Here is a 24365-nt window from a genome sequence, read left to right as displayed (position 1 = left end):
TGCTATCTACTCCTTCATTGAACAAAAATAAGATGAAATCAGATACGGTGTCCTTTTTTAGACAAGGAAAAAGCATGTTGTCCTGTTGACAAAACAGGCACATGCCAGTCATCAGCTGCATGCATGGAGGTTAAAAAGTTTGTGCAAAACACATTGACAAAACAAATGACATATGATAGTGGATCACACAAGATCTAGTTGCTTTTGAAGCCGTAAAATGAATTTACCTCAATATATGGTGTCGTGTCAATCTCTTAATTTTCTCGAAAAATAGTCCTGAAAGGTTTGGGCTTTATAATAAATGGCTGTATTTCGCCATAATCGGTCAATTACGGATAAATAAGCGAGATGTTCTAAATCGACACGAAAATCAGCTAAATAAAAAATAGGCGGATAGACCTACACGTTGTGAGAGTTCAATAGATTAGTTGACTTTTTCGTTAATCGCTACATAGGATCCTCATTCAATAGCTTCAATTCCCTTGCCTGGGAGACAGCCTTCGTTCTTTTGTTAACCTCCAGCTTACCGTATATATTTTGGATATGATTTTTGACGGTCCCCACCACAACACCCAATTGGTCGCCTATTTCCAGGTTGGACAACCCTTTAGCTACTAAATTTAATACTTCCAGCTCACGGCTAGTCAGCGGATCAACAAGAGAGGCAGGTATTTTGGCTGAATGAGTCGTCGCTATCGGAATCGTTGTTTTGCCATAGGATTGCAGCAGGGTTAACACGAAATAAACTTGAAATGAGAGCATTTGTAAAACATCAATCCTGTCCGCTGTAAATGCATGAGTCGTCAGGTTATTTTCCAGATACAGAATCAATGCTGGATGGTCAGGCTTCAAAATGGGAAAACAAAGGATCGATTTGGGCTGTTGCTTGATGATATACCTGTCATCCGAGAATTGCTTATCCATCCGTGCGTCATCGATGCTAACAACTTGTTCAGTTCGGCTCACGTAGCTTACTACATCGGGTGACACATACTCGCAGCGCTCCAATGGGACGGATTCCAAGGAGGTGAGGAAGCGATCCTCTGCCTGTGCGTAAACCTTGGATAACAGGGACGTTCCTTCTGAAACCAGCAAGCAACCCTTTTGTGCGCCTGCATTTTCGATAAGTATACCCATGAGCTTGAACAGCAGCTGTTCCAGATTGATTTCATTGGAAAAGGATTGAGCCGCCTTCAGGATGCTGGCCAAATCAATGAGATTGGAGGATTCTTTGACTTCTGGTGTCCGATTCATGACAAGCTCACGGTTAAAGGTGCTCTCGGAAGGTAAGAGCTCGGGATATTTGCTCAATAGGTCGCGAGCTTTAACCTGTGCACCCCAGCTGATATAGCCTTCATACGCATCAGTCATGTAAACCCGGGCCACTTTATCGATTCCCTTGGCCAAATACAGCTTGGCAAAAAGCTCACTCGCAATAGCTTCGTTCTGAATATAGCCGCTATCTCGGGCAGCCATGATCGATTCATGGTACAAGGTTATTGAGGTTGATTCATCACCGGATATGCGTGCCATTTCGGCGGTTATCAGCTTATATTTATGCATGTAGTAGGAAGGATTAACCTCTGCCCACTGCTTCATTGTCAATTGGTAATGCTCCAGCAGAGTCCATTGGTACTGTTTCTCCGTAGTTGTAAACGTATCCCAAGCCGCGCTAATAGCCAGTGAATAATAAAAATGATGCTCAGGTACATGTGCGAGAAACGAGGTGTATTCGATGAATGCAACAGCACGTTCAGCCGCTTGAATTGCCTGAGAGTAATTACCGAGTAAATAATGGATTTGTGTTTTATAGGTATAATTTCTGAAAGATTGAAGCGCTTTGAACTCCGTTCCCCCAGACTCATTGATAACAGAGTTATATTCGTTCAATTGGGTAATATCCAAGGTAATGATGTCATTGGTTAATCCTTGAAGATCCGAGATCAGTTGCAAATAATTATATAAGGTAACGATACGATAAGTTTTTTTGCTTTGGGCGATTGTTGACAAATACGACTGAACAAGATCATGCAGCTCTCCCAGTTTTTTGCGCGTGTACGTATAATTCACATGGTCAGCCATGGCCAAGCGGGCATATATATAGTCCCCATTGTTCATACTCAGTTGAATCCCTTGGACCCAATAAGCCTTATTGTGTGCTTCATTGTCTTCCCATTGATTAAGCACCTTGCCTACCATAAAATAAACTTTTCCTCGGATCGATGAAAGCCGATATTTCTCTGAAAGCTGGTAGGCGATTTTAGCCAGCTGTTGTCCGATCTCATATTTCCCCAAAACAAAGCTAGCGTGAATCCCGTATGACCCATAAGCCAAAGCACAAGCGGGGCAGTTGCCATATTCAATGGAAAGCTTCATATATGTGGATATAAGCAGGGTATAAACGTCCTTGTCGGAAATCAAAGCAGGCAGTATTAAGGTGAGCATCAAATTCATCGCAGCCAGTAGATCCGCATCTTTTACCTCCGGCAATTCCAATAGACTGTGCATGTCACGAATGATCAGCTCATGGGCAGCTTCTCTTTCCTCAAGAACAATCTCCTTACTTGGGTATCGGGGAATCCGAATTTCATACTCCTGCAGGCTATCCAATCCAAGAGTTATGGCATCGACATATTTTCCCATATTGACGTAATGCGTAATTTGGATAAGGCGAACATGGGTGCGTTTTCTTTGGGATTGGGCACGATGAAGCATAGACTCAACAAGCTGCTCTGCCGTGCTTGGGCTGCCACTGAGATAAAGGCACTCCATATGCTCCATTAAAAGCTCGAAACAGAACTCGAATCTGATGCTCCAATCCTTTTCCTCGATGAAATGAACGGCCTTCTGATAATATTGGGAAGCCGCTTCAAAGGCAGATGAAGCTTTTGCTTGACGTCCTGCACGGATATTGAGCTCAACTAGAAGTTCCCGAGGCGGTTCGCTGATGGCGCTATGGATCGTTTGATTATAATGATTGGCAATTTCAAATGAACGTATGTCCCGTTCCTTGCTGTCCGTATGCTGAAGCAGAAAAGCGCCAGCCTGTTGATGAGCTTGCATTCTCTGTTCCTCTTCCATGATCGAATAAGCGGCTTGCTGAATCCGATCATGCATAAATCGATACATCAAGGGTTGATCTTGAAAACATTCGGAGGCTATCATCTCCATGGAGCTTTCCAATATGTGGCTGGCTGGTTCGCTCAGAGGTAGAATCATTCCTTCCATGACAGCGGTTTTCAAGTCTGCTGCCGTCTGGTAGCTATTTTGTCCATTCATAGCGGCAACCATATGTAAATCAAACTGGTTGCCCAAGCAGGCTGCCAGGCTCAATACGACTTGCGTACCGCTTGGAAGCTTGCCAATTTGGTCAATAATAAATTCCAGCATTTCATCGGAATGTTGAATGTTTTCTATACGTTCCAGATTCCACTCCCATAGACGCTCACGAACGTTATATGTCAGCAGCAGCTCCTTATACGTAGTTTCGAACAGCAATTTAAAGAAAAAAGGGTTTCCTGAGGTTTTGCGAAATAGAGCAGCAGCCAAACTCCATGATGCTTGAATGTCGCAATGCAGCGTATCCGCAACCATCCTGTTCAGATCAACCATCTTTACAGGACCCAATTGTATGGAATGAACGGACAAACCGGACTTTTGGAGCTTGTCCATTTGCTGGGAGGCAGCAATGGAATGCTGCACCTCATGATTCCGATAAGCACCGATAACAAACAAGTAATCGATATGCGAGTCCGCCATGATGATTTCCAGAAGTTGTAAGGACGCCGGATCAGCCCATTGCAGATCATCCAGAAAAATAACGAGCGGATGCTCTCTTCTCGCAACTACTTGAACAAATTGACGAAAGGCCAGCTGTAGACGATTTTGCGATTCCATAGGCAGCAAAACATCCACTGGTGGTGTTATACCGATAATTGATGTAAGCTCGGGGATAACATCAGCAATGACAGGTAGATTCGGTCCCAGTGCGTGAACAAGCTGCTCCTTCCAAACCATTAGCTTATCGCTATGCTCTGAACGAATCTCTCCAATTAAGTCGCGAAATGCCTGGATAATCGGTTCATATGGAATGTGTCGATTGATCTGAACGAATTTGCCGGAAATGAAGTACCCTTTTTGTTCAACGATCGGTTTATATATTTCTTTGATTAATGATGTTTTACCAATGCCCGCGTGACCCGTAATGAGCACGGCTTCTTTATTACCGAGTTCCATGAACCTATCAAAGCATTCTATCAGTTGAGCAGTCTCCTGCTCACGTCCATAAACCATTTGCGGAATTTCAAAATTACCGTACAGAGCGGCCTGATCAAGCGCATGGTTAGCGATGCTGCCTGTTTCTGACCATTGTTTATAGCAAGCTTCCAGATCAGCCGATAGACCATACGCACTTTGATACCGCTCTTCCATATTTTTGGCTGTCAGCTTCATAATCATTTGGGAAACAAGGGCAGGGATTTCTTTATTGTAGGTGTCAACTGGAATGGGTTCTTTGGCGATATGAGCATGAATCCATTCAATCGGGTCCAGAGCTTGAAAAGGAACTCGTCCTGACAGCATTTCGTACAAGGTAATTCCAAGCGAATACAGGTCTGATCGATAATCTACCGTCCGATTCATTCTTCCTGTTTGTTCCGGCGACATATAAGCGGGTGTTCCCTCAAATGCCTGATGAGCCAGGGCAAGGCTGGTGGTGAGACCAAAGCCGTGAATTTTCACTTTAAGTGTAGTGGGATCTATCAGAATATTACCGGGATGAATATCTTTGTGAACAAGTTGATGATGATGAAACTCGTTGAGAGCTTTGCTGAGCTGAATGGCAATCGGAAAGAACACTTGAAGGGGTACAGGCTTCGATTGAAGATACGTTGTGAGGGGGATACTGTCGAAATCCTCCATAGTCAGAGCAAGGACGGAGCCTTGTTTTTCTAAGCTAATGGATTTGACAAAACCTTCATGAGAGAGACCTTTGGAAATTTCGTATTCATGGATCAGCTTCGTAATATCGTTTATATGAGGAGATGCAGATGTAAGAGCTTTGACGAGGACATATGAACTATTTGTAGGGGCATAGCCTCGATAAATGATATACTTCTCATGCTGAGCGACTAATTTTGTATTCGTATGTCGATCAAAAGTAGACATATTGGAATTCACCTTACTATCCATGTAGTTAGTCATTCTATAGTAGCATACGTGAGTAGACAAGCAAATGAAAGCATTGCTTTCTTCCATCTCCTCTTGGTTCATGGACACCTGTAAATTGAGAATTCTCATAACTGACTTCAAGTGTGACATTAACGTGAAAAATTTGGTTTGTAGCTCGTGGATGTGCTACATTTAAAAGAACAAGCAGGGTTTTGGGGTAATATGACTATGCAATCTCTAAGGAGACAAAAATATGAACGAGAAGGAAGCGCTCGTCAGATTCGGCATCTCCATGCCGCAATCGCTGATCGAACAATTCGATGCCATGCTGGTTAGTCAAGGATATGATAATCGTTCGGAAGCCGTTCGGGATTTGGTTCGCAGAGCACTGCTGGCGCCGGGTCATATTCAAACCGAACAGATGGCTGCGGGAACGATTGTCCTGGTGTATGATCATCATGTCAGTGATTTGCCTATGGTTCTAACCGATCTTCAGCATCAGTACCATCAAGAAATCAATTCGACCCTGCACATTCATTTGAACCAGCATCAATGCCTAGAGGTCATTGTAGTTAGAGGAATTGTCAGTCGGCTTCGCGATCTGCAGCAGCGCATACAGGTGTTAAAGGGTGTAGGCTATGCTGAGCTTTCCGTGACCCATGTAGATGAGACAGATCACGCTGAACATGGACATCATCATCATCATGATGACCATCATCACAATTAATTGAATAGGGGATGATCATGTGACCACTTTCTTTTCATTGGCAGAAGCTAATGCAATGATTCCTTCAGTGAAATTGGATATTGAGAAGCTGCAAGGCATTAAACAGCAATATCGAGAGAAACACGACGAGTTGCAGCTGCTGAAAGCTTATTTTCGCAAGCATGTGCCACCTGCGGGCAGGGATCCATTTTTTACCTTGGAATGTGAAATGGATTTTTTACAGATGGAAGGTAATACGATTGTCAAAAGCTTTGAATTAAAGGGTGTGCAATTAAAAGACATTGACACGGGACTCGTCGATTTCCCAGCCATATGGAACGGACATGAGGTACTGTTGTGTTGGCGGCAGGGAGAGGACAGTATTACGCATTATCATGGAATGGAAGAGGGCTTTGCGGGTAGAAAAAAGCTTGCCGAAGAATAACCGGGGACTGCACGAGGAGGATTTGGGAGTATGTTAAGCGTACGAATGAAGCACCTGGGAAAGCAATCGGCGTATGTTCAAAGGCTGATGGGACTGCTTCTCATCAGTTTGTTCGTGTTTACCCTGCTGCTGGGAATACCCCAACTCGCAGGAGCACATGCCGGTTTGCTGGAATCCGTACCGCCTGCAAATGCGGAGCTGGATCAACCACCTGCCCAAATTGCTTTAACCTTTAATGAACGTCTCGAAGACGGTGTGTTCTGGATTCGAGTGATGGATACCAACAAAAAGCAGGTTACGACCAACAAGGCACAAATCAATCAGGAGCGCACAAAGCTGACTCTGGACCTGCCCAATCTGGGACAAGGCAATTATCTGGTTAGCTATCATGTGATATCTTCGGACGGGCATCCGGTGGATTCGACGTATTTGTTCGCTGTTGGGCAAACCCTAAGTAATATACCGACAGGTACGACGGGGAATAGTGAACATTTGCATACATCAGGCCTTTCCGATGGTGTTAAATTTACAGATATTATTCATTTCATCTCGAGAATCGTTTATTATGCTTTTATGCTGGCGTTTACCGGCTGGGTACTTTGGCTGCGGTTTAACGGTATTAAGGGAGAGACTACGCATTCTGTGCTTCAAGGCTGGACGTTACAGCTGCAAAGGGGCTTTGTGGTCGCTTTTATTTTTATGATGTTCACGCATTTGTTTGCAATGGTTGGGGACGGTGGTTCAGAGGCGCTTGCCATGCTGTTCACGCATACGAGTATCGGATATGTGTGGGTAGCTTCGCTTATGCTGTCGCTTCTTGGGTTTGTCGTGTTATTCCGAAGTCTATGGATTGATCTATTATGGGTCGTTCTCATTTGGTTGTTCAAAAGCTTGAATGGCCACGCGGCTGCCTTTGAGCCAGTGAATCAGACTGTAATGCTGGATGTCGTTCATCTGGCTGCTGCATCCCTATGGGTAGCAGGACTGCTGATGCTTCTCGTATTGTGGAAACGCAGCAGAGATGAAGCGATTGCCTTGTTCCCGCGTGTTTCGGGGGTCGCACTTGCCAGTCTGGCTGTACTTGTCGTATCTGGTGTATTGTCAGTATTTATTATGCTTCCGGATGTTCTCTATGTGGTAGAAACTCAATGGGGTAAGCTGTTGTTGTTCAAAAGCGCGCTAGTATTGCTCGTTATTGTGACCGGCTCACTGCTTCGCTTCAACCATCGACGCAATGGGCTTTCGGGGATTGGTTCCCTGCTTAAAATAGATGCCGTCCTGGCACTAATGATTGTTGCAATTGTCGGTGTATTCACCTATTTAACTCCACTGCCAACGAACGAGCCGCTGAGCTGGCATGTGATGGGTGATAAAATTCATATGACAGCGCAAATCTCACCGAATAACCCGGGAGTGAACGACTTCACGGTGAAGATATGGCTTCCGGAAGAGCTTGGCAAGCCTAAGCAGGTCATGCTGAAGCTGCAGGATATGCGTTCACCCGAGATAGCGCCGCTTGAAGTACCGTTGAAGCAAACGGACAATAATAATGGCATGGAAGAAACCTACGGAATGAAGCAGTACACGTACAAGTCGCGCGGTGCTTATCTGCCATATCCTGGTTATTGGAAGCTGGAAGTACGTGCCATGAACAGTAACGATGATGAGACCGTATATGTCAAAGAAATTCGTGTATTTTAATCGTGATGCAGTAATAATAAAGGCCTATTATCTTTAAGTTGGATATTAGGCCTTTTGGTCTATCTTCCTATTGTCGAATTTAATCGAAAAAGGTAAAATGAGGATATAGATGGATAGAGGATATTCCTTTAAGGAAGCTGAGGCACATCATGAATAATAAAAGGGTTATGTCCAATGAAGTCGGAGAAGGAAATAAGTGGACAAGCGGTAGCATGAATAATGCCTCCTTGCTATGCATTGGGTTGGTTACGTTCTGCTCATATACCGTAATCATCTCATCCAGAATTGTACTTGGAATGGAATTGGATTTGTTGAATTATTTGATGACAGGTTTTGCCCTGCTCGTAATCGTTCCATTCGTATATGTGCTGGCTAGGCGGAGAGCGATGAAAACGGCTTATTTTATTCCTTTGTTGATTCTGCTTTTCGTCATTGCAGAGTTGGTGGAGGTGGGTATCCGAATGTTCACTACGTATGCGGATATTCACAAGGGTATGCTGTATACGTTATACGATATTGCTGGACTGCTTCTATTTATGCCACCTATGCTGTACTTTGCTTTAATGGATAACAGGCATCAGGAAAAGTTGGAATCGAAGCTGTTTTTCCTGGCGTATCATGATATGCTAACAGGCCTTCCCAATCGAAAAATGTTCGAGGAGCACATGGAAACCGCAATCGTACGCCATAAGCTCAACAATCAATCATTAGCTGTCCTGTTCATTGATCTGGTCCGTTTTAAAAATGTGAATAATACGTTCGGTCATAACTTCGGCGATTTGCTCCTTATTGAAGCAGCAGATCGTCTGCGCAGCAGCTTGCGATCGATTGATCACATTTCCCGACCCGGAGGCGACGAATTTTGTGTGCTCATCGAAGAATTAACAAATGCAGAGGATGCACATAAAGTGGCACAAAAGCTTTTAACTCAATTAACGCTTCCCTTTAAGCTGCAGGGACATGAACTGCGTATCGGCTGCAGCATCGGTATCGCCTTATATCCGGATGACGGGGGTGATCCTGTCACATTGATGAAAAATGCAGATACGGCGATGTATCGAGTCAAAGAGCATGGAAAGACCGGATTCCAAAGGTATACAGCGGAGATGAACGATACGGCCATTCAAACCTTGATCATGGAGGAATGGCTGAACAAAGCATTGGAGGAAGAACAATTTGTTTTGTTCTACCAGCCCCAGATTAAGATTGAGAGTAACCGTATCATAGGCATGGAAGCACTACTGCGCTGGAGGCACCCGAACCTCGGTTTAATACCACCGGGGGAATTCATACCATTAGCAGAGGAAACCGGGCTCATTATTCCAATCGGAGAGTGGGTATTGCGGACGGCGTGCAAGCAGAACGTGGCTTGGCAGCAGGCAGGCTTTGAACCGATGAAAATGGCTGTCAATATTTCTCCTATTCAGTTCCATCAAGGTTGCTTTGTTGAGGTTGTGCTTGATGCATTGCAGGAAAGCGGCTTGGACCCGCAATACTTGGAGCTTGAGATTACGGAAGGCATAGCGATGTTTCAAGTTGATCAAGTTATTCACAAGCTGCAGATACTGCGTAACCATGGCGTTCAGATTTCGATAGATGACTTTGGAACAGGCTATTCTTCTTTAACATATTTGAAAAAATTCCCGATCCATAAGCTAAAAATTGCCCAGGAGTTTGTGCGGGGGCTCACCTTTGATCCGGATGATGCGGCTATCGTTCAGGCGATTATCGCAATGGCCCACAGTTTGAAGCTGGATGTTATCGCAGAAGGTGTAGAAACCAACGAACAGCTTGAATTCCTGACCAGTGTGGAATGCAGAGAAATCCAAGGTTACATATACAGCAGGCCCCTGCCTGCACATGAGCTTACTCACATAATGCCAACGATTGCGGCGCACCATGTCGGGTAAGTGAAGCCAATCAAAAAACACTTCAAACACACCAATAAAGTGTTGTTGAAGTGTTTTTTGAATTCATTTCTAAGCCTTCATATCATGTAACGCTCCCCTACAGCTTGGCCGATGCGTTTGTCAGTGCAAGCTGCTCTTTGACCTCACTAACTTGTGAAGAACGATATGTCAGGTAGAAAAGTACCCGTATAATAGCAATGGTAATAAAACAGCCCCAGATCGGCAGAAAGGCGATTAGCGCACCTGCCAGAAGTGCTCCAATTCCGTTGCCCAGGTTCATGACCAATTGAAAGTCAGAGAAGTAAGCCATTTCTTTGTCATGCCGCGCGGCTTCATTCATCATCATGGTCTGTGAAGAAACTTCATGGACGGCCAGGCATACACCCACCCAGCCTTGAATTACGAGCAGCAGCCAGAACGATTGAATAAATCCATAGGGGATTATCGCAAGTGCCATACCGATCACAGCAACGCCATATACCTTGAGAATCCCGTAGCGGTCCATCAAACGGCGTGCTACCGGAAGCAGCAGGGTGGAGACGATACCCGCCGTGACGACGAAATAGGCGATTTGTGCGTTGCTAAGCTTGAGCACATTGACATGGTAAATGACGAATAAAGGTGCTACCATTGCAATCCCTGTATTATTAAGACCGATCCACCAGGTTCTTCGATCACATTCCTGGAAAGGATGAACCTTGGACCATTTGAACTTCATTTTTTCACGTGGGGCGAGCTCGGCAATAAGCGACATCCCGGCAAAAGTGGCAAAGCAGCCGATCAGCATCGAAATGACATAGTTTTTGGGAAACATCCAGTTGTATATATCAAGAAAATGACCGACAGTGAAGCTGCCTATTGTTACAATAATAATTCCTATAATTTTATTGTTGCTAAATATGCGTGGAAACTCGGATGGTTCAACCCATTTACGTAAAATGGCTGGCTGCTGGGCACTGCTGATCATGACCGAAACGGCATTGATTGACCAGAAAATCATCAAATAAGGGATCGGATTCGGGAGCAGTACGGAAAAGGCCATGCACAAAAATGCACCCTGCCGCACATATCCGCTTGTCAAAAAAACGCCTCTGGTTAATGGGAGCTGTCGCGTAAGGAAAGCTAGCGAAAGCGCACAAAACAGAGGCGGAAGCGAATTGGATAAAGAAATTTGGAAATTAGTAGCTCCCAGCCGGGCGATTAATACTCCCAGAAAGGTGAAGAAAAATACGCTTTTCATGTTTTGCAATCCGGCATCCAAATAAATACGGGTCGACACTTTCATCTGCTTCAGAACCTTTCGTATGAGGGCGACAGAGGCAGAAATTGGCCCTTGAAGTATGTTCACGGATTAGCATACCTTGATAAGCGGTCAATTTACATGGACGGTACTATTCAAAAACATGGATTATCTAACTTCGTAATTAATCGCACAATCAGGCTTTCCAGCTTTGTGGGTGATTGCCCGATATGTACTGGGCAGCCGCAGCATTGGAGATCACCTGCTCCGCGTTTTTGCATCCGGGTATGACAGCCGTAACAGCAGGATGCTTCAAGCACCAGGCTAAAGCCCATGTAGCCATATTCATGCCTTCGGGTACTTCGTGCTGCCTGATGCGCTCAGCTTCCTCCAGCTTGCTTATCGTTATATTCCGATCATGCGCATTACGTACGTCATTGTCAGCAAACACCGCGCCTGGCTTATATTTTCCGCTCAAATAACCGCTGGCCAGTGGAACCCGGGCCAATACCCCAAGATTTTGTTCTTCACATGACGGGAATACGCGCTCCTCGGGTTTGCGGTCCAGCCGATTATAAATGACCTGAATCACCTCGGAGCCGACCTTATTCGAACGTTCCGTCTGGTACAGATTATCATCGCTGCCGATAGAGGTGCCCAGATGACGGATTTTACCTGCTTCTACCTGCTTGTGCAGCAAAGTCCACAGCTCGTCTTGATCAAACGCTTCATCCGTACCGGAATGAAATTGATATACATCGATATAATCCGTACGCAGTGCTCGAAGCGATGCCTCCAATTGGGAGATAACCTCCTGTGGCGACCAATGCTGGGAGCGGTTCATATGCTCATGAAATTGGTGACCGAACTTTGTAGCAATTACCCAGTCCTCGCGGCGTCCACGTTCAATGTAACTGCCGATAAGAGACTCCGAGGTATGATCTCCGTAACATTCGGCCGTATCGATCAGATTAATGCCAGATTCCTTGGCCTGATCTAGAATGGCATCGGCTTCCTGCTGCGTGTAGGTTTTACCCCATTCGCCTCCAAGCTGCCAAGTGCCAACCCCAATTACAGATACTTTCAGCTTTGTTGATCCCAATTGACGATATTTCATAGGTATCCCTCCTCGAATAATGGTTATCCTTTTATTTAACGACATTTGCATAACGGATGTCAAAAGCAGATAATAAAGCTAAAAGCATACAAGGAGAAGATTAGAGAAATGCGCAACCGTATATTAGCACCCCTCATCGTCCTACTATTTGCAGTCGCTGTTCTGACAGCTTGCAACCCAGCGGCTACACCAGCACCTAGTGCAGCGCTGGAGCCTGCAACCCTACAGGGGCAATCCGAGCATTGGAAGATAAACGTGAATTACTTGGTCAAAGATAATGCATTGGAAGAAGTGACCACGATTCAGTACTTGTCCACAGAGGAAATTAATGAAGCATCTGTAACGATCACACATAAGGGCCAGACGCCTATATTGTATCAAGTGACTTCGCCTCTGCTGTTAAAAAACGGTCAGGCGATCGCTCTTAGCGAAAGAGCAAAAGTAGCATCCTGGAAAGATACAGAAAAAATCGCTATCGATTGGAAGGTTGGCACTGATAAATTCACGGAATATATTACCCCAACCCTGAAGACAGCCACTGCTGCCCCATGAATCGATTATGCATCATTCCCTGCGGGTCCAGGAAAATATGGGACATCCACGCTGCCGCTGGACCAACCGAAGCAAGACAAGCTTATGTTGGAGCCTTTCATAAGGCTTGCCAGCGATATGCAGTGACCTTCTTCACCGATTGGGTCATTCTTTCCGCCAAGCACGGTTTTCTGCTGCCCGATGATATCGTTCCCTCTAATTACGATCTGGCTTTCAACCACAAAAGCACAGATATTATTAGCATCGATTCACTCCGGCAGCAGCTTGTAGATAAACGTCTGGATCACATTAAGGATATCGTCATGCTCGGCGGGAAAAAGCACGCTCGTGTCATGAGTCAGTTGTACGATCCGAGCTGCAGCGTGACATATCCGTTAAGCGACTGCAAAGGGATAGGTTATATGTTGCAAAAGCTGAACAACGAGCTGTTAGCAGCGTCAGCTCAAAAATAAGTATGACATAAAGAAGCTCGTCTTCCAGGTACCCTTGTTTTATTTCTGTTAAATACTGGTGTTAGATGTGGAGAACTTGTAAGCCTGAAGCGGTCCCATGTTGGTATCAGAAGCGGTTTTGCATCTATATATGGGGTTATTGATTAAGTTAACTGAAAAATGAATATAACAAAAAGGGCTTATTCCTTTCAAATGGGATAAGCTTTTTTTGATTATTCACATAGCTGCCGTGCATACATAAAATTGAAACTTTATCTAAGCTCAACACGCTTTCAGACGCACATATTTAGTAATCAGAGCTACTTGGACATATTGGAAATATATGTTATGTTGAGGTGAAAGAAGGCTCGGACATTTATCATTGGTTATAAATATAGTTACAATTTCGTATATAATGGGTCATTGTTTTTACACTAAGGAGGTCTTACTATCTCTTTTCCATTTGACTGTATTAGCGATTTTATGTTTTTCGAAACGGAGCTGGGTCAATCAGATGTTATTTTAATACCAGGCGCTAGTCATCCTCAATTAATGGAAGAAGCTGCAATATTATATCATCAAGGCATCGCTCCATTTATACTACCTTCTGGTGGTGCGACCCAGCACGTAGAAACAACTGAATGGGAATTTCTAAGGAATGTTGGAATGTCTTTAGGTGTTCCTCCAGAAGCAATTTTAAAAGAAGATAAGGCGACAAATACGTTTGAAAATGCACGATTATCTCTGGAAGTATTACACAAACAAGAAATTCACCCTAAAAAGGTTGTTTTAGTCTGTAAAAATTATCACGCTCGCAGAGCACTTTTAACTTATCAATTTGTTTTTCCAAGAGAGACTATTTTTTATGTAAGTCCAGTGATAGACAAAACAGGGACTTCAAAAGATAACTGGTTTAAAGATGAAGAAAAAATAAAGTATGTAATGAATGAGTTAGAAAAAGTAGGGAAATATTTTAGGAAACAAATACCGAATTGGGTTAAATAACTTGTTACGGAGAACTATTAATGATACATGACCATACAGATGGTATGTATTCGAGAGATAGGTTATTACTTGAAAGTAATTATAATTGCAAGGAGAATTATTATGGATGACAATGATATTGACCTCATGATCATACTTTCAATGTTAAAACTTCGTTTTGAGACTAAGCAAAAATTGACGATAGATAATATTCACGCTAAAACCAATGAGCTATCCAATTCTTTACTGAATGGAAAAGCTATTACAGATTCTATTAAACGATTGCGGTTTCAAGGACATATCAAAGAAAACCTTGATATTTTGTTCTTAAGGTCTGGTATCGTTTTTTACTATATTGAAATCCTTCAAACTTGTGATGAAATTAATGAAGCCTTGGGCTTGTTAAAGGATTGTCTAAAGCGATTGGAAATACAAAGTAATCCGAAATACGATTTATAGATAAAACATAGATTTCAAAGTTGATGAAAAGAGCTGGTTATTGTGTAAAAAAACTTTATTAAATCATTCATATTTCATCTAGTCCTCTGCATTATAACGATACTTGTTGAAGCAAGGTCTGGATTTAAAATACCAATAGAATTTGGACTAATAAACATATTTGGCATGTTATATCTAAAGAGCGAAAATGAAGCATTGATCAAGGAGTATAGTTTAGTAAATGACTAGGTGATAGCTAATGGAGTATAAGAACATAGTTAAAGTTGATAAAAACGGTTTGTATTACAAAGATGAATATGGATTAAACAATTTCATTGACTTTGAATATTGCAAAAATAGATTTGTTAATTATATAGGTTTGCAAAAAAATGTCTATATTGGAAATACAGGACTTAAAACAACAAAGCAAATGCGTTGCATGGCGTGATGTATCAGCAAAGCCCATGTATATTGAATTTTTCAGTGAGCCGCGGCTTAAATTTGAATTTTCTCGCTCAATTTCCTACCTTAAATCTTATAGTAAGTTTGACGACATATGATCTAAGCTAATCAGTAGTAAGTATTTATGTAAATATAACTAAAACAATTATTGTAATTAATCAATGGTTCGATTAAGTGCTAGTTGAATACGAGGAGGTGAACAGTTATCTCAGTTTCATCATCTTTCGATTTTAGTTTTTCTCAACATTATTCTGTAGCTAAAATATTAAGAAGTTTATTAGATTTCGGTTGGACTCTAGATGACAATGGTTTAATATCATATTTGCCAATAGGTGATGATGATAAGTTTGACTGGAAAAGTGAAAAAATTAGTTTTGAGTCACTTGTTCAAACCATAGAAAAAAAGGAACGAATTGAGGAAATTATTGGCGTTATTCTAACATGGCAAGATACAGGAATTGGAGGACAATTTTTATTTAGGTGTAATGGAATAATCTCCATTAATGTAACATTATTGCGAAAGCGAATAAGTTCAAATTCAAATGTAGAAATAACAGATATTAATTGGTATTTGACCAGGTTACTCAATGTATTTAATGAAAAGGGTATGCAGGTAGAGCATTTTTCATATCAAGAACACGTTTAGAGTACTGTTGTATTAACAGGGGGGTGAAAGATTATGTTAGATATTAAGAATTTCGGATTAGTTACAGAGAAAGTTACTGATTTCACATTAAGTGACTTACAATATATCTTGGACCTGAAGTATTCCATCGAAATGGACACGGTTTCTTTATTCGATGTTTATAATAAATCAATCTTAGACATTAACTTCATTTTAAACACAAAAGAGAAAGTTAAGAAGTACAAGGTATTAATTCGTTTTCATAATTTAGGTAGTCTACAACTCAATGCAGGTGGAACTGCTATTCAATTAACTGGATTTGAGATCTTGGATATTATGGATAGTGGCTGGGAATCAAGAAAGTATCTTGTAAGAGACTATGAAAATGAAGATGATTTTAAATTTTATTGCAATGGGATTGAAGTCATTTCTATTGAGGAAATCGAACTATGGATTGGATAAAACATCGTAAGAAGACGGTGGAAATACAGTTGAAAAGTAGCTAATTTCAATTGTAACGAAGGTAGTTGGTGTTAAAAGTCCAAATGAGATATGGAGGTTCATGATGAAAGAAAAATCTTATACCATGTGGATTGAAGCGGAAAACTGGGCAGATGGTGAATGGGATATATATGATGATAACACAGATGTGATAGTTACATTTGATGATGGATCAAGATGGGTAGCATCATTTTTCACATACAAGAATATACAAACACTGACTGAAAAGAACAGAAGGACTGGTGAGTGCTTATATGGTAAGTATTATTGGGGAAGTGACATGCTCCTTGTAGATGAATGTAGTCGTAACCGTATTGAAGAAGTGATTAGGCATCTAATAAATGAGGGTGATTTTGAAAATATATTTGATAGATGTGAGGAATCCAATTAATCATGGACGATAGCATGGAGATCGATGAAATTAAGGGGATATTAACCAGGAGGTATCCACACTGGAATTTGTATTTTGATAAGTATGGTGTGGCTGTCTGGATAAGTATGAATGATGGCAAATCAAATTACTTTGAGATACAAGTTACTCCTAAAAATGGAGTAGGAATGTCGACTAGAAAAGAAATAGATGGTTTAGATTTTGGTGGTCATGATGAAGCATTTAATAGTCTTTATGAAGCGTTGGATTACATGGATAACATAGTTGATTGAAGCTGATTCATGGAAAATTGTATTTCAAACAGTAAGGAGTAGACGTTATGTCCATCACATTTTTAAAGTTAATACCAGTTCATCCAGAGTTCACACCAAATCAAGCAGAATTAATTGCTGTTAGAGACTGGATGAAAGTAAATTACCATGACAATGATGAAACGAGATATGTTTTAACGGATGAAGTACGCTTTATTGATCAAGGTGAGAATTTTGAAAACATACATTGTCCTTGCTGCTCCAGACAGATTGATATCTCTTGGTGGCAACAAAAAATGGATGAGGCATATAAAAGTCTATTTCATAGTCTCCAAATTGTGCTTGATTGTTGCGGAGAGGCAATTTCCTTGAGTGATCTAGAATATAAGTGGGCTGCTGGATTCGCACGTTTCTCAATTGAAATTATGAACCCAGAAAGCGATTTAATAGAGAAAGATATATCCAAGCTAGAACAAATACTGAAATGCTCAATAAGAAAAGTTCTTGCATACTACTGAATAGATTTACGGATTTAATTTAAATGTATAGAGTGGTGAACTTGTGACATTAAGTAAAAAAGGTTCCAGAAAAATAGTTGTAGACGAAGAAGAATATAGGTGGATTATCTCTGCAACTTCAAAAGGACGTATCGTATTAATTACGGAACATGGTCAAGAGAAAGGACAAAGAATTGAAGTGTATATTGAATCAGACATTAATGAGTTTTGGGTTGAGTTTCCTTATGTTGATGATTTGAATTTGAAGATAGTAAAGCCAAAAGAAGTAGCAGTGATTATAACAAAAGCAATTGAACAAGGCTGGAGATCAAAGGAAAAGGGGGCTCCGATTGTATTTGATTGGTTTGAAAATAAGTTGGTGAAAAGGTGAAATGAGACTTGAGACTTGATTATTTGGTATAAGGTAGAGATGATATGCCAGATATACCAAGACGCTTTTTTAAAATAATTTAGGAGAAGATCACAGTGGATGATAAATTTCAAGAACATACAAAATACTTAAATATTGAATCTGATAATGATAAAATATTGGGAAATGTTAGACTAATATATGACAATAAATTTATAGGAATACAAATCTCGCAAAATGATGAAGATGGAATGACTGCGGAGATCCAATTAAATATTACTAAGTTTCAAAGAGTGGTGAAGGCACTTGAAAAAGCATGTGATCTAATTTTAAATGGTGCTTTCCATCATGAGAGAGAGACTGTTGATATTATCTACACCACAGGATCTTCAGAAAAGAGAAAAGGTTTCGTGCTAGTTAGTATTTTTGAAGACTCTATTATTCTTGTTGTTTCACTGACTAATGGGGGAGACCCATATTTAATGATAAGCAAGAAACAGATTTCGGAACTGATAACGTTATTTCAGACTGTTAAAGCGCCACAATACGACTAACCCTCTTATTGTGGTTTTCTTTTTGCCATGACCGCTGATAGTCTACACTTTCCAATCGTATGATATTGAAAATCTATGAAAACACGATAATTAGAAATAAATGAGATAGCGGTAAGAATCTTATCTCGTATGGCTAACTTAAAGTTCTCTAAAAGCAACAGACGAATTTTTCTAAGTCGATACTACAACCGCAGTAGGTAAAGCAATGTTTCGTATGCTTGTGGTCATAGCTGAACTGGAGCGCGATATTATTAGCGAAAGAACGCTTGCAGGACTCACCGCGGCAAGAGCAAGAGGTAGAAAAGGTGACAGACCTAAGACTGATGACAGGAAAATCAAACAAGCGATGAGGCTTTACGATAGTAAGTAATATTCGTTGACGGAGATCGTTGAATTAACAGGCGTTTCAAAACCTACGTTGTATCGTGAATTGGAAAAGCGGAAGATAATTTCATAGGATGGTTAATAATTGGTGAAGCATCTTGATGAAAGATGCTTTTTACTTTGGTATAGGGGGGGCTTAAAACCAAACAAATATTTACCTTTTTCCTAGACCCTATGTGCACACCCAACCAGCGACCCATAACTCAATTTTGAACGATAAATTATCAAGTATGGTGACGCGTCAAATGGTACAATAAGGATAAAAAGGGAATAGGAGCATATATCATTTTGAAATACTTCACAGATGAAATATGGACTCAAATGAATCATTGGAGCGTTGAAGATCATGAACAGGTCTGTCTTCAAAGTTATTTAGTGATGAGCTGAATTACGATTGGATGGCATAAAGCACAAAGATCAACAAAATAATAATTTATAAAACAATTGTGAGGTACATGGAATAGATGAACATCGAAAGTTTGTTAACTAAGCTGAAAACCTTTCCTGATTGTGTTGTTCATTCGCCAAGTGGACTTCCCGTTTTAGAAGAAGGATTTCTATTGCCTTCTGATCTGACTAATTTTTATAAGTTTTGCGGAGGAGTAAACCTTTTTACAAAAGGTGATTATTCGATTTCCATTGTTTCTCCCAGTGATTTTGTATTAGCTAATCCAGTTATTGTTGGTGAAAAATGCGAAGATGATATTTCATCTACGTGGTACACCATTGCAAAAGATGATAATGGAGATTATCTGACCATAGACCTTCAAATCGAAAGATTAGGGAAGTGCTATGATAGTTTTTGGGATAGACATGGCGTGATTGGTGATTGCCCAGTTATAGCAAATTCGTTTACTGATTTACTTAAGCAGCTTATAGAGAATGGTGGAAATAGGTGGTATTGGCTAGAAAATGATTTTGTTTCATTAGGCGATGCTTATGATGTTGTTGTTTAAGAACGTACATGACAGCACGATTTTATTTAAAGGTGGAAGATAATTGAACTTATTTGAACAAGGCGATGAACTGTATGCCAATGGACTATATCAGGAAGCATACGAAAAATTTGAGTTAGCTTATGTTAATGATGAAGAAAACGAATCTGATTGCCGTAATTATATGGCGTGTTGCCAAATACAATTAGGTAATTCACAACAGGCAATAGAGCTGTTGGACAAAGCATTAAACATAAGTCCTACATGGGAAAGATTGTTGTTTAATAAAGGTCGTGCCTACTTAATACTTGGTAATATTATGGATGCCTCTACTTGTTTTAACAGGGCAATAATGGCAAACCCCAATAATGAAGATGCTCATTTTTATCTTGGAGTTTATTACGAAAAGATAAAGGACTATGAGCAAGCAATTAATTTTTACCAAAAGTCATTAGAAATTAATGATGAACAAGCTGAAGCCCATTTGAATTTAGGGAGGATGTATTGGAAATTAGAGGATATAGGGAAAGCCCTAAGAGAGTTTGACTTGGCATATCAGAACGATAACGAGTGTTTTGATGCGTTGTGGAACAAAGGATTAGTGTTATGCTCGTTAAAGCAATTTGACAAAGCTATCCCTTGCTTTCAAAAACTTTATGAATATAACCCAAATAATACAGAAAACTTGAATGAAATTGCATATGCTTACTTTATGTTGAAGGATTACCAAAAAGCTCTTAAGTGGCTTAATAAGATTTTGGAGATTGACCCAAATAACCAGAGGGTTTCAGAGGGAGTAAAAGCGATTGGTAAACGCTTAAATGAGAGTAGTTGATGTTACAACATCAACATAAAAGGTGGGAAGATATGAGTGAAAAATATACTTGTCCTTGTTGTGTCTATAAGACTTTAGAAGAAGAACCACCTGGAACTGATTTAATTTGTGAAATATGCTTTTGGCATGATGATTACGTACAATTTCATGACCCTGATTATGAAGGTGGTGCAAATGAAGTATCGTTAAGGCAAGGACAACGAAGTTTCGTGGAATTTGGTGCTTGTGAAGGACGATGTAAAGAATTTGTTAGGATACCATCTGAAATAGATGAACGTGATCTGAGTTGGATACCACTACTAGATAAAGAATGAAGAAAGAGGTTATTAAGAATATAAAAAACAATGCACCAGATAAGTCATTTGCGAGCATTTTTTCTTCAAATGAGGCTATTTCTTTGTACAAACAATATGAGCTTAAGAATATTCTAAATTGACAAGGTTGTTTCTATTTTTTTCATATTTAAACCGATGAAGATTTATTAATACCGTAGAAGGAGCGTTTTTATGCCTAAGATGCTTTGTACTTGTGGAAATTTATTAAGATATAGTAATATCCCATGTGAAATCGAGTATAAGTTTATCTCTGATGTTGATTATGAGGGATATGATAAGAAAATTGACAATGAAGAGTTATACATGAGGATGCAAAGTTTCTTTCTATGTCCTGAGTGTGAAAGACTCTGGGTGTTCTGGAAGGGATTCGAAGAGGCTCCACGTGAATATGTTCCCATAATGGAAAAATGATTCTGAATAAAAGATGATGTTTTCATTAGGTGATGCTTATGATGATGTTGTTTATGGAAATTAATAAAATCATATCTCGATTTAAGGATGAACTCTAAATGTACATATGTGTTGTCTGCGGCTACGATCAATTGGACTATCCTCAATATGAGGATGGATTCGCTATGCAGACTATTTGTCCTTGTTGTGGATTTCAATCAGGTTTTGATGATGATGCAAGTCATGAGCCTTTTACCGTAGAAGAATATAGGGTTGAATGAATAAAGTTAGGTTCTCCTTTGTTTTCATCAAGTGTTAATAAACCAACGGGGCTAAATCTAAGTGAGCAGTTAATGAGAACAATTGTAAAGCTGGAGGAAAGAAATATGTCTTTTTCATTTGAGGAATTAATGCGTGACTTAGACAATGGTCATGAGACTCACTTCAAATACTTGGGGAAGGAATATTCAATTAGTCATAACAGTAGAGGTACGTATTTATCAGAGTTCAATGGTGATTATCAATCTTTCACAGATCACATTGAATTGCTTAAAAAGGGAATGATTGATGGTAAATACTTAAAAGACATTTGGAATGATGTTGAGGTTACAATAATTTTCTGAATGAACATGTAATGGTAATCTGCATGATTTATTGCTCCAATCTTTACAAGGTTTCTATGCACAAGCTTTAAACTATATTCCAATTTCAAATATACCAGAATTGGGGTTCTTAAGTGTGATACTGACCGCGGATTTAGTCAAAATAGAATTAAAGAATGTCAGTGCAGTTAGTACTCCTTCATTGATCGGGTATGGGGCAATGAGGGATCATTGTCATGACTTTACTGCATCTTTTGTGGGTGGTAAGGCATACGGGCTTATTGGGGAATGTGGATCAGGTGGTTGGACATTTTCACATATTTTGGCTGGATGCAATAAGTATGGTTACGAGGGACAAATAAGTTTTAATGGAAAGATAATGAGCAAAGTAGACTTGAATGAGTTGGGCTGGTATATAGGTGAAGGAATAAATAAAAATAGATGGTTTACCTTTAGGAAACCATCTATTATCAAGCAATTAAAGAGTGGACAGGATGACCAAATAGATCGTTTGATAGAACGATTCCAGCTATCACCTTCAAGACTAGACAGGAATATTGAAATGATAAGTAATGAAAGATGGAATGCTTCTGCAGCCATTGGTCTGGCTCATGGTAAGCTAGTTTTTGGCTATCCTTGGCTCAGTCCTGGTTTGATCAATACCTACTTATATGAACGGATTAAGTTGATCAATGAAATACTTAAAGAAACAGGAGCAACTGTTCTTTTACCAACGAGCAGAATTGATGTCATACAGGGACTTGTTGATGAAACGATAGAGATCATACACCCAGATGAAAAGATAATTCGTAATGTATAGAGTCTCTTGGAATCACAGGGCGATTAACCATCGTGTTGTGGTTTCTTGTTGCTCGATTGCCTTGCCGCTGGTTAGGAATTGTAGAGGTTACTGATAACATTCACGCATAACCAATATATAAATTTAAATTAATAACTCTTGGTCAACAAACAATCGAGGACTTACTGCGGAGTTAATGTTGAAATTATATCTGCGTCAGCATAAACCATGGATTTGGTAAAAATCTGAGTGAAGGTGATGTATATGTACTTCCAAATCAAATGGCATTTATTTTTGAGAGTGAAAAATGAAATTAAAGCTGACAAGCTGCTCAAGCAATTTGAAAATGCAACTCGTCTGCAAATTAAAGAAAAGACCTATGGGAGATTAGAGGATAAATCATTATTTGAAGCGAAATTTGTAACAGAATATATAGATAATATGGAAATAAACCAAGCCGTCTTTATGACATTACTACTAATTAATCCAATTGGGACATGCTGGTCTATATATAGCCCTAAAGAAGGCAAAGATCCTTGGACAAATGAAATCGTGTGGTCTTTCGAAGGGATAAGTAACAGCCCCAATATTACAGGTATAACATGGGGGCAATTCGTTCTCCAGACGAATACTAAGTTAGAATATGGATGGAATTATTAATATTGGGTGGGTGCTTATGTTTGAATTGCGTAAGGTTTTGGAAGAAATTCAAGTGCCATTGTCATATTTCATAGAAAAGTTAAGTTTAAAAGAAGAAGAAGTATTTATCCTTATGGATTCAAATGATAGTGAAGCGCAAATGGAACTTTACTTTCAATTCATAACAGCAGTAAACGATGATGATCTATTGCCGCGGCTAGTAGAGTTCTTTACTAACTATGTAGAAGAAAAGTCGGAATTAGTAGTATTCATCACTAACATTTTAAAGTTTAGAAGCAACAATAGTCCTCGGAGAATGATTAATAGTGTCGAACGATTAGTATCCCTTGCAGACGATATGGATGTAATACGCAAAGGGAAGCATTCTTTAAAGATATTCTACTTTGTTGTATGTATAGAAACCTTATATTCATTGGCTGACATAGAAATGAATAGCAAATCAATGATAATTATTGACTTTTTCAATACATATATCGAAGAGGCAGATGCCCAGTTTATTATAGATAATTTTAGAAGAAGTCTTGGTGATGATAGGTATAAATTTAACGAAACTGTAGGTGGATACAAACAAACCAACAACGATAGATGGAACACGGAAATAAATATGGAAATATTCGCAAGGGTAATAAACGAATTACGAAACATATTTGCACACGAAGGCGATTATTGGGGATTCCATTTTACAGATAGCGATACAGCGATGTTAAATACAATAACTGTGGCTGAGAACCAGATGGAAGTAAAACTAAAAAGGGATGGGAAATTAAATGGGTTGAGAAGGGTATACGAAGTGAAATTAACGTATGAACAGTTTAAAGCGATTTGTGTAAGAGGATTCTTGAATTTTATTAATACATATTTCAAATCAATATCTTCTTGGATTGTCAACATAAAACTGGACAATATTTATGAGGGGATTTTTCTAGCTTCAATGGGAGTGAGATACCCCAAAGTCCCGTGAATTCGGTGGTGGTTAAACCAGTGGACATAGTCGCTAAGCTCCAGAGCAAGTTGATCGGAGTTCAGGAAATGAGCGTGGTTAGCAAATTCCGTCTTGAAAATCTTAAATGTGGCTTCGGCA

The 24365-nt window shown here is 40.1% G+C and carries 28 protein-coding genes and 1 pseudogene; 25 read left to right on the top strand and 4 right to left on the bottom strand.

Features of this window, described 5'->3' with window-relative positions; genetic code table 11:
- Nucleotides 1-447: 447 nt before the first annotated feature.
- Nucleotides 448-5166 (bottom strand): AAA family ATPase, encoded by a 4719-nt coding sequence (locus OB236_RS15510; RefSeq protein ID WP_262684807.1) that lies wholly within the window; start codon nucleotides 5164-5166, stop codon nucleotides 448-450.
- Between the two features lie 256 nt (nucleotides 5167-5422).
- On the opposite strand from OB236_RS15510, the gene nikR reads away from it, so the two are divergent.
- From nikR to OB236_RS15490, 4 genes are all read left to right on the top strand, one after another.
- Nucleotides 5423-5896 (top strand): nickel-responsive transcriptional regulator NikR, encoded by a 474-nt coding sequence (gene nikR, locus OB236_RS15505; protein WP_262684806.1) that lies wholly within the window; start codon nucleotides 5423-5425, stop codon nucleotides 5894-5896.
- A 19-nt stretch (nucleotides 5897-5915) separates the two neighbouring features.
- Nucleotides 5916-6320, top strand: coding sequence for a DUF2203 domain-containing protein (locus OB236_RS15500; protein ID WP_076233407.1), 405 nt, complete (start codon nucleotides 5916-5918; stop codon nucleotides 6318-6320).
- A 30-nt stretch (nucleotides 6321-6350) separates the two neighbouring features.
- The gene (locus OB236_RS15495) at nucleotides 6351-8021 is read left to right on the top strand and encodes a copper resistance CopC/CopD family protein (RefSeq protein WP_262684805.1); all 1671 of its coding nucleotides are present in this window, start codon (nucleotides 6351-6353) and stop codon (nucleotides 8019-8021) included.
- 149 nt (nucleotides 8022-8170) lie between these two features.
- Complete coding sequence (locus OB236_RS15490; RefSeq protein WP_262684804.1) at nucleotides 8171-9931, top strand: putative bifunctional diguanylate cyclase/phosphodiesterase; 1761 nt, start codon at nucleotides 8171-8173, stop codon at nucleotides 9929-9931.
- 97 nt (nucleotides 9932-10028) lie between these two features.
- Here OB236_RS15490 and OB236_RS15485 read toward each other — a convergent pair whose 3' ends face one another.
- Entirely contained in the window at nucleotides 10029-11216 is a 1188-nt protein-coding gene (locus OB236_RS15485; protein ID WP_262684803.1) for an MFS transporter, read from the bottom strand.
- A gap of 151 nt (nucleotides 11217-11367) precedes the next feature.
- Nucleotides 11368-12288 carry an aldo/keto reductase gene (locus OB236_RS15480; protein ID WP_262684802.1) on the bottom strand — a complete coding sequence of 307 codons (921 nt, stop codon included), beginning with the start codon at nucleotides 12286-12288 and terminating at the stop codon, nucleotides 11368-11370.
- 108 nt (nucleotides 12289-12396) lie between these two features.
- Between OB236_RS15480 and OB236_RS15475 the strand changes: the two genes are divergently transcribed.
- The 21 genes and pseudogenes from OB236_RS15475 to OB236_RS15375 all read left to right on the top strand — a co-directional run bounded on the left by OB236_RS15475 (nucleotide 12397) and on the right by OB236_RS15375 (nucleotide 24245).
- Nucleotides 12397-12840 (top strand): hypothetical protein, encoded by a 444-nt coding sequence (locus OB236_RS15475; RefSeq protein ID WP_262684801.1) that lies wholly within the window; start codon nucleotides 12397-12399, stop codon nucleotides 12838-12840.
- Entirely contained in the window at nucleotides 12837-13292 is a 456-nt protein-coding gene (locus OB236_RS15470) for a DUF6884 domain-containing protein (protein WP_262684800.1), read from the top strand. Before OB236_RS15475 ends, OB236_RS15470 begins: the two co-directional genes overlap by 4 nt.
- Before the next feature lie 429 nt (nucleotides 13293-13721).
- A complete protein-coding gene (locus OB236_RS15465; protein WP_262684881.1) occupies nucleotides 13722-14276 on the top strand; it encodes a YdcF family protein in 555 nt (184 codons plus the stop codon).
- 102 nt (nucleotides 14277-14378) lie between these two features.
- Nucleotides 14379-14714 carry a hypothetical protein gene (locus OB236_RS15460; RefSeq protein ID WP_262684799.1) on the top strand — a complete coding sequence of 112 codons (336 nt, stop codon included), beginning with the start codon at nucleotides 14379-14381 and terminating at the stop codon, nucleotides 14712-14714.
- Between the two features lie 238 nt (nucleotides 14715-14952).
- Nucleotides 14953-15141, top strand: a complete 189-nt coding sequence (locus OB236_RS15455) for a hypothetical protein (protein WP_262684798.1) — start codon at nucleotides 14953-14955, stop codon at nucleotides 15139-15141.
- Nucleotides 15142-15477: 336 nt separating this feature from the next.
- Nucleotides 15478-15801, top strand: coding sequence for a hypothetical protein (locus OB236_RS15450; protein WP_262684797.1), 324 nt, complete (start codon nucleotides 15478-15480; stop codon nucleotides 15799-15801).
- Nucleotides 15802-15834: 33 nt separating this feature from the next.
- Nucleotides 15835-16242 (top strand): hypothetical protein, encoded by a 408-nt coding sequence (locus OB236_RS15445; RefSeq protein WP_262684796.1) that lies wholly within the window; start codon nucleotides 15835-15837, stop codon nucleotides 16240-16242.
- Nucleotides 16243-16345: 103 nt separating this feature from the next.
- Nucleotides 16346-16672 carry a hypothetical protein gene (locus OB236_RS15440; protein WP_262684795.1) on the top strand — a complete coding sequence of 109 codons (327 nt, stop codon included), beginning with the start codon at nucleotides 16346-16348 and terminating at the stop codon, nucleotides 16670-16672.
- Between the two features lie 2 nt (nucleotides 16673-16674).
- Nucleotides 16675-16944, top strand: a complete 270-nt coding sequence (locus OB236_RS15435) for a hypothetical protein (protein ID WP_262684794.1) — start codon at nucleotides 16675-16677, stop codon at nucleotides 16942-16944.
- Between the two features lie 47 nt (nucleotides 16945-16991).
- Complete coding sequence (locus OB236_RS15430) at nucleotides 16992-17441, top strand: hypothetical protein (protein ID WP_262684793.1); 450 nt, start codon at nucleotides 16992-16994, stop codon at nucleotides 17439-17441.
- A gap of 43 nt (nucleotides 17442-17484) precedes the next feature.
- A complete protein-coding gene (locus OB236_RS15425) occupies nucleotides 17485-17811 on the top strand; it encodes a hypothetical protein (RefSeq protein ID WP_262684792.1) in 327 nt (108 codons plus the stop codon).
- 95 nt (nucleotides 17812-17906) lie between these two features.
- Complete coding sequence (locus OB236_RS15420; RefSeq protein WP_262684790.1) at nucleotides 17907-18344, top strand: hypothetical protein; 438 nt, start codon at nucleotides 17907-17909, stop codon at nucleotides 18342-18344.
- Between the two features lie 175 nt (nucleotides 18345-18519).
- Nucleotides 18520-18801: pseudogene (locus OB236_RS15415) on the top strand (recombinase family protein); the annotation flags it as partial.
- A 391-nt stretch (nucleotides 18802-19192) separates the two neighbouring features.
- Nucleotides 19193-19684, top strand: a complete 492-nt coding sequence (locus OB236_RS15410; protein WP_262684789.1) for an SMI1/KNR4 family protein — start codon at nucleotides 19193-19195, stop codon at nucleotides 19682-19684.
- A gap of 43 nt (nucleotides 19685-19727) precedes the next feature.
- A complete protein-coding gene (locus OB236_RS15405; RefSeq protein ID WP_262684788.1) occupies nucleotides 19728-20498 on the top strand; it encodes a tetratricopeptide repeat protein in 771 nt (256 codons plus the stop codon).
- Between the two features lie 32 nt (nucleotides 20499-20530).
- A complete protein-coding gene (locus tag OB236_RS15400) occupies nucleotides 20531-20812 on the top strand; it encodes a CPCC family cysteine-rich protein (RefSeq protein ID WP_262684787.1) in 282 nt (93 codons plus the stop codon).
- Nucleotides 20813-21004: 192 nt separating this feature from the next.
- Nucleotides 21005-21244 carry a hypothetical protein gene (locus OB236_RS15395; protein ID WP_262684786.1) on the top strand — a complete coding sequence of 80 codons (240 nt, stop codon included), beginning with the start codon at nucleotides 21005-21007 and terminating at the stop codon, nucleotides 21242-21244.
- A 332-nt stretch (nucleotides 21245-21576) separates the two neighbouring features.
- Nucleotides 21577-21846, top strand: a complete 270-nt coding sequence (locus OB236_RS15390; RefSeq protein WP_262684785.1) for a hypothetical protein — start codon at nucleotides 21577-21579, stop codon at nucleotides 21844-21846.
- 115 nt (nucleotides 21847-21961) lie between these two features.
- Entirely contained in the window at nucleotides 21962-22645 is a 684-nt protein-coding gene (locus OB236_RS15385; protein ID WP_262684784.1) for a P-loop NTPase family protein, read from the top strand.
- A 243-nt stretch (nucleotides 22646-22888) separates the two neighbouring features.
- Nucleotides 22889-23284, top strand: coding sequence for a hypothetical protein (locus OB236_RS15380; RefSeq protein ID WP_262684783.1), 396 nt, complete (start codon nucleotides 22889-22891; stop codon nucleotides 23282-23284).
- Between the two features lie 16 nt (nucleotides 23285-23300).
- Nucleotides 23301-24245, top strand: a complete 945-nt coding sequence (locus OB236_RS15375; protein WP_262684782.1) for a hypothetical protein — start codon at nucleotides 23301-23303, stop codon at nucleotides 24243-24245.
- Here the strand turns inward: OB236_RS15375 and OB236_RS15370 are convergent.
- Nucleotides 24191-24365, bottom strand: a 175-nt coding sequence (locus tag OB236_RS15370; RefSeq protein WP_262684880.1) for an IS3 family transposase, incomplete at its 5' end; no start/stop codon positions are given. The genes OB236_RS15375 and OB236_RS15370 overlap by 55 nt on opposite strands.

Source organism: Paenibacillus baimaensis, from assembly GCF_025567575.1.
The sequence above is the reverse complement of the archived record's forward strand: the minus strand, read 5'-3'. Positions and strand labels throughout refer to the sequence as shown.

Coding starts and splice junctions, on each gene's coding strand:
- OB236_RS15400 (WP_262684787.1), top strand. CDS start 20,531: ATGAGTGAAAAATATACTTGTCCTTGTTGTGTCTATAAGACTTTAGAA.
- OB236_RS15470 (WP_262684800.1), top strand. CDS start 12,837: ATGAATCGATTATGCATCATTCCCTGCGGGTCCAGGAAAATATGGGAC.
- OB236_RS15375 (WP_262684782.1), top strand. CDS start 23,301: ATGTTTGAATTGCGTAAGGTTTTGGAAGAAATTCAAGTGCCATTGTCA.
- OB236_RS15475 (WP_262684801.1), top strand. CDS start 12,397: ATGCGCAACCGTATATTAGCACCCCTCATCGTCCTACTATTTGCAGTC.
- OB236_RS15445 (WP_262684796.1), top strand. CDS start 15,835: ATGTTAGATATTAAGAATTTCGGATTAGTTACAGAGAAAGTTACTGAT.
- OB236_RS15455 (WP_262684798.1), top strand. CDS start 14,953: ATGGAGTATAAGAACATAGTTAAAGTTGATAAAAACGGTTTGTATTAC.
- OB236_RS15480 (WP_262684802.1), bottom strand. CDS start 12,288: ATGAAATATCGTCAATTGGGATCAACAAAGCTGAAAGTATCTGTAATT.
- OB236_RS15410 (WP_262684789.1), top strand. CDS start 19,193: ATGAACATCGAAAGTTTGTTAACTAAGCTGAAAACCTTTCCTGATTGT.
- OB236_RS15395 (WP_262684786.1), top strand. CDS start 21,005: ATGCCTAAGATGCTTTGTACTTGTGGAAATTTATTAAGATATAGTAAT.
- OB236_RS15435 (WP_262684794.1), top strand. CDS start 16,675: ATGGACGATAGCATGGAGATCGATGAAATTAAGGGGATATTAACCAGG.
- OB236_RS15495 (WP_262684805.1), top strand. CDS start 6,351: ATGTTAAGCGTACGAATGAAGCACCTGGGAAAGCAATCGGCGTATGTT.
- nikR (WP_262684806.1), top strand. CDS start 5,423: ATGAACGAGAAGGAAGCGCTCGTCAGATTCGGCATCTCCATGCCGCAA.
- OB236_RS15390 (WP_262684785.1), top strand. CDS start 21,577: ATGAGAACAATTGTAAAGCTGGAGGAAAGAAATATGTCTTTTTCATTT.
- OB236_RS15510 (WP_262684807.1), bottom strand. CDS start 5,166: ATGTCTACTTTTGATCGACATACGAATACAAAATTAGTCGCTCAGCAT.
- OB236_RS15460 (WP_262684799.1), top strand. CDS start 14,379: ATGGATGACAATGATATTGACCTCATGATCATACTTTCAATGTTAAAA.
- OB236_RS15440 (WP_262684795.1), top strand. CDS start 16,346: ATGAAAGAAAAATCTTATACCATGTGGATTGAAGCGGAAAACTGGGCA.
- OB236_RS15380 (WP_262684783.1), top strand. CDS start 22,889: ATGTACTTCCAAATCAAATGGCATTTATTTTTGAGAGTGAAAAATGAA.
- OB236_RS15485 (WP_262684803.1), bottom strand. CDS start 11,216: ATGAAAGTGTCGACCCGTATTTATTTGGATGCCGGATTGCAAAACATG.
- OB236_RS15490 (WP_262684804.1), top strand. CDS start 8,171: ATGAATAATAAAAGGGTTATGTCCAATGAAGTCGGAGAAGGAAATAAG.
- OB236_RS15430 (WP_262684793.1), top strand. CDS start 16,992: ATGTCCATCACATTTTTAAAGTTAATACCAGTTCATCCAGAGTTCACA.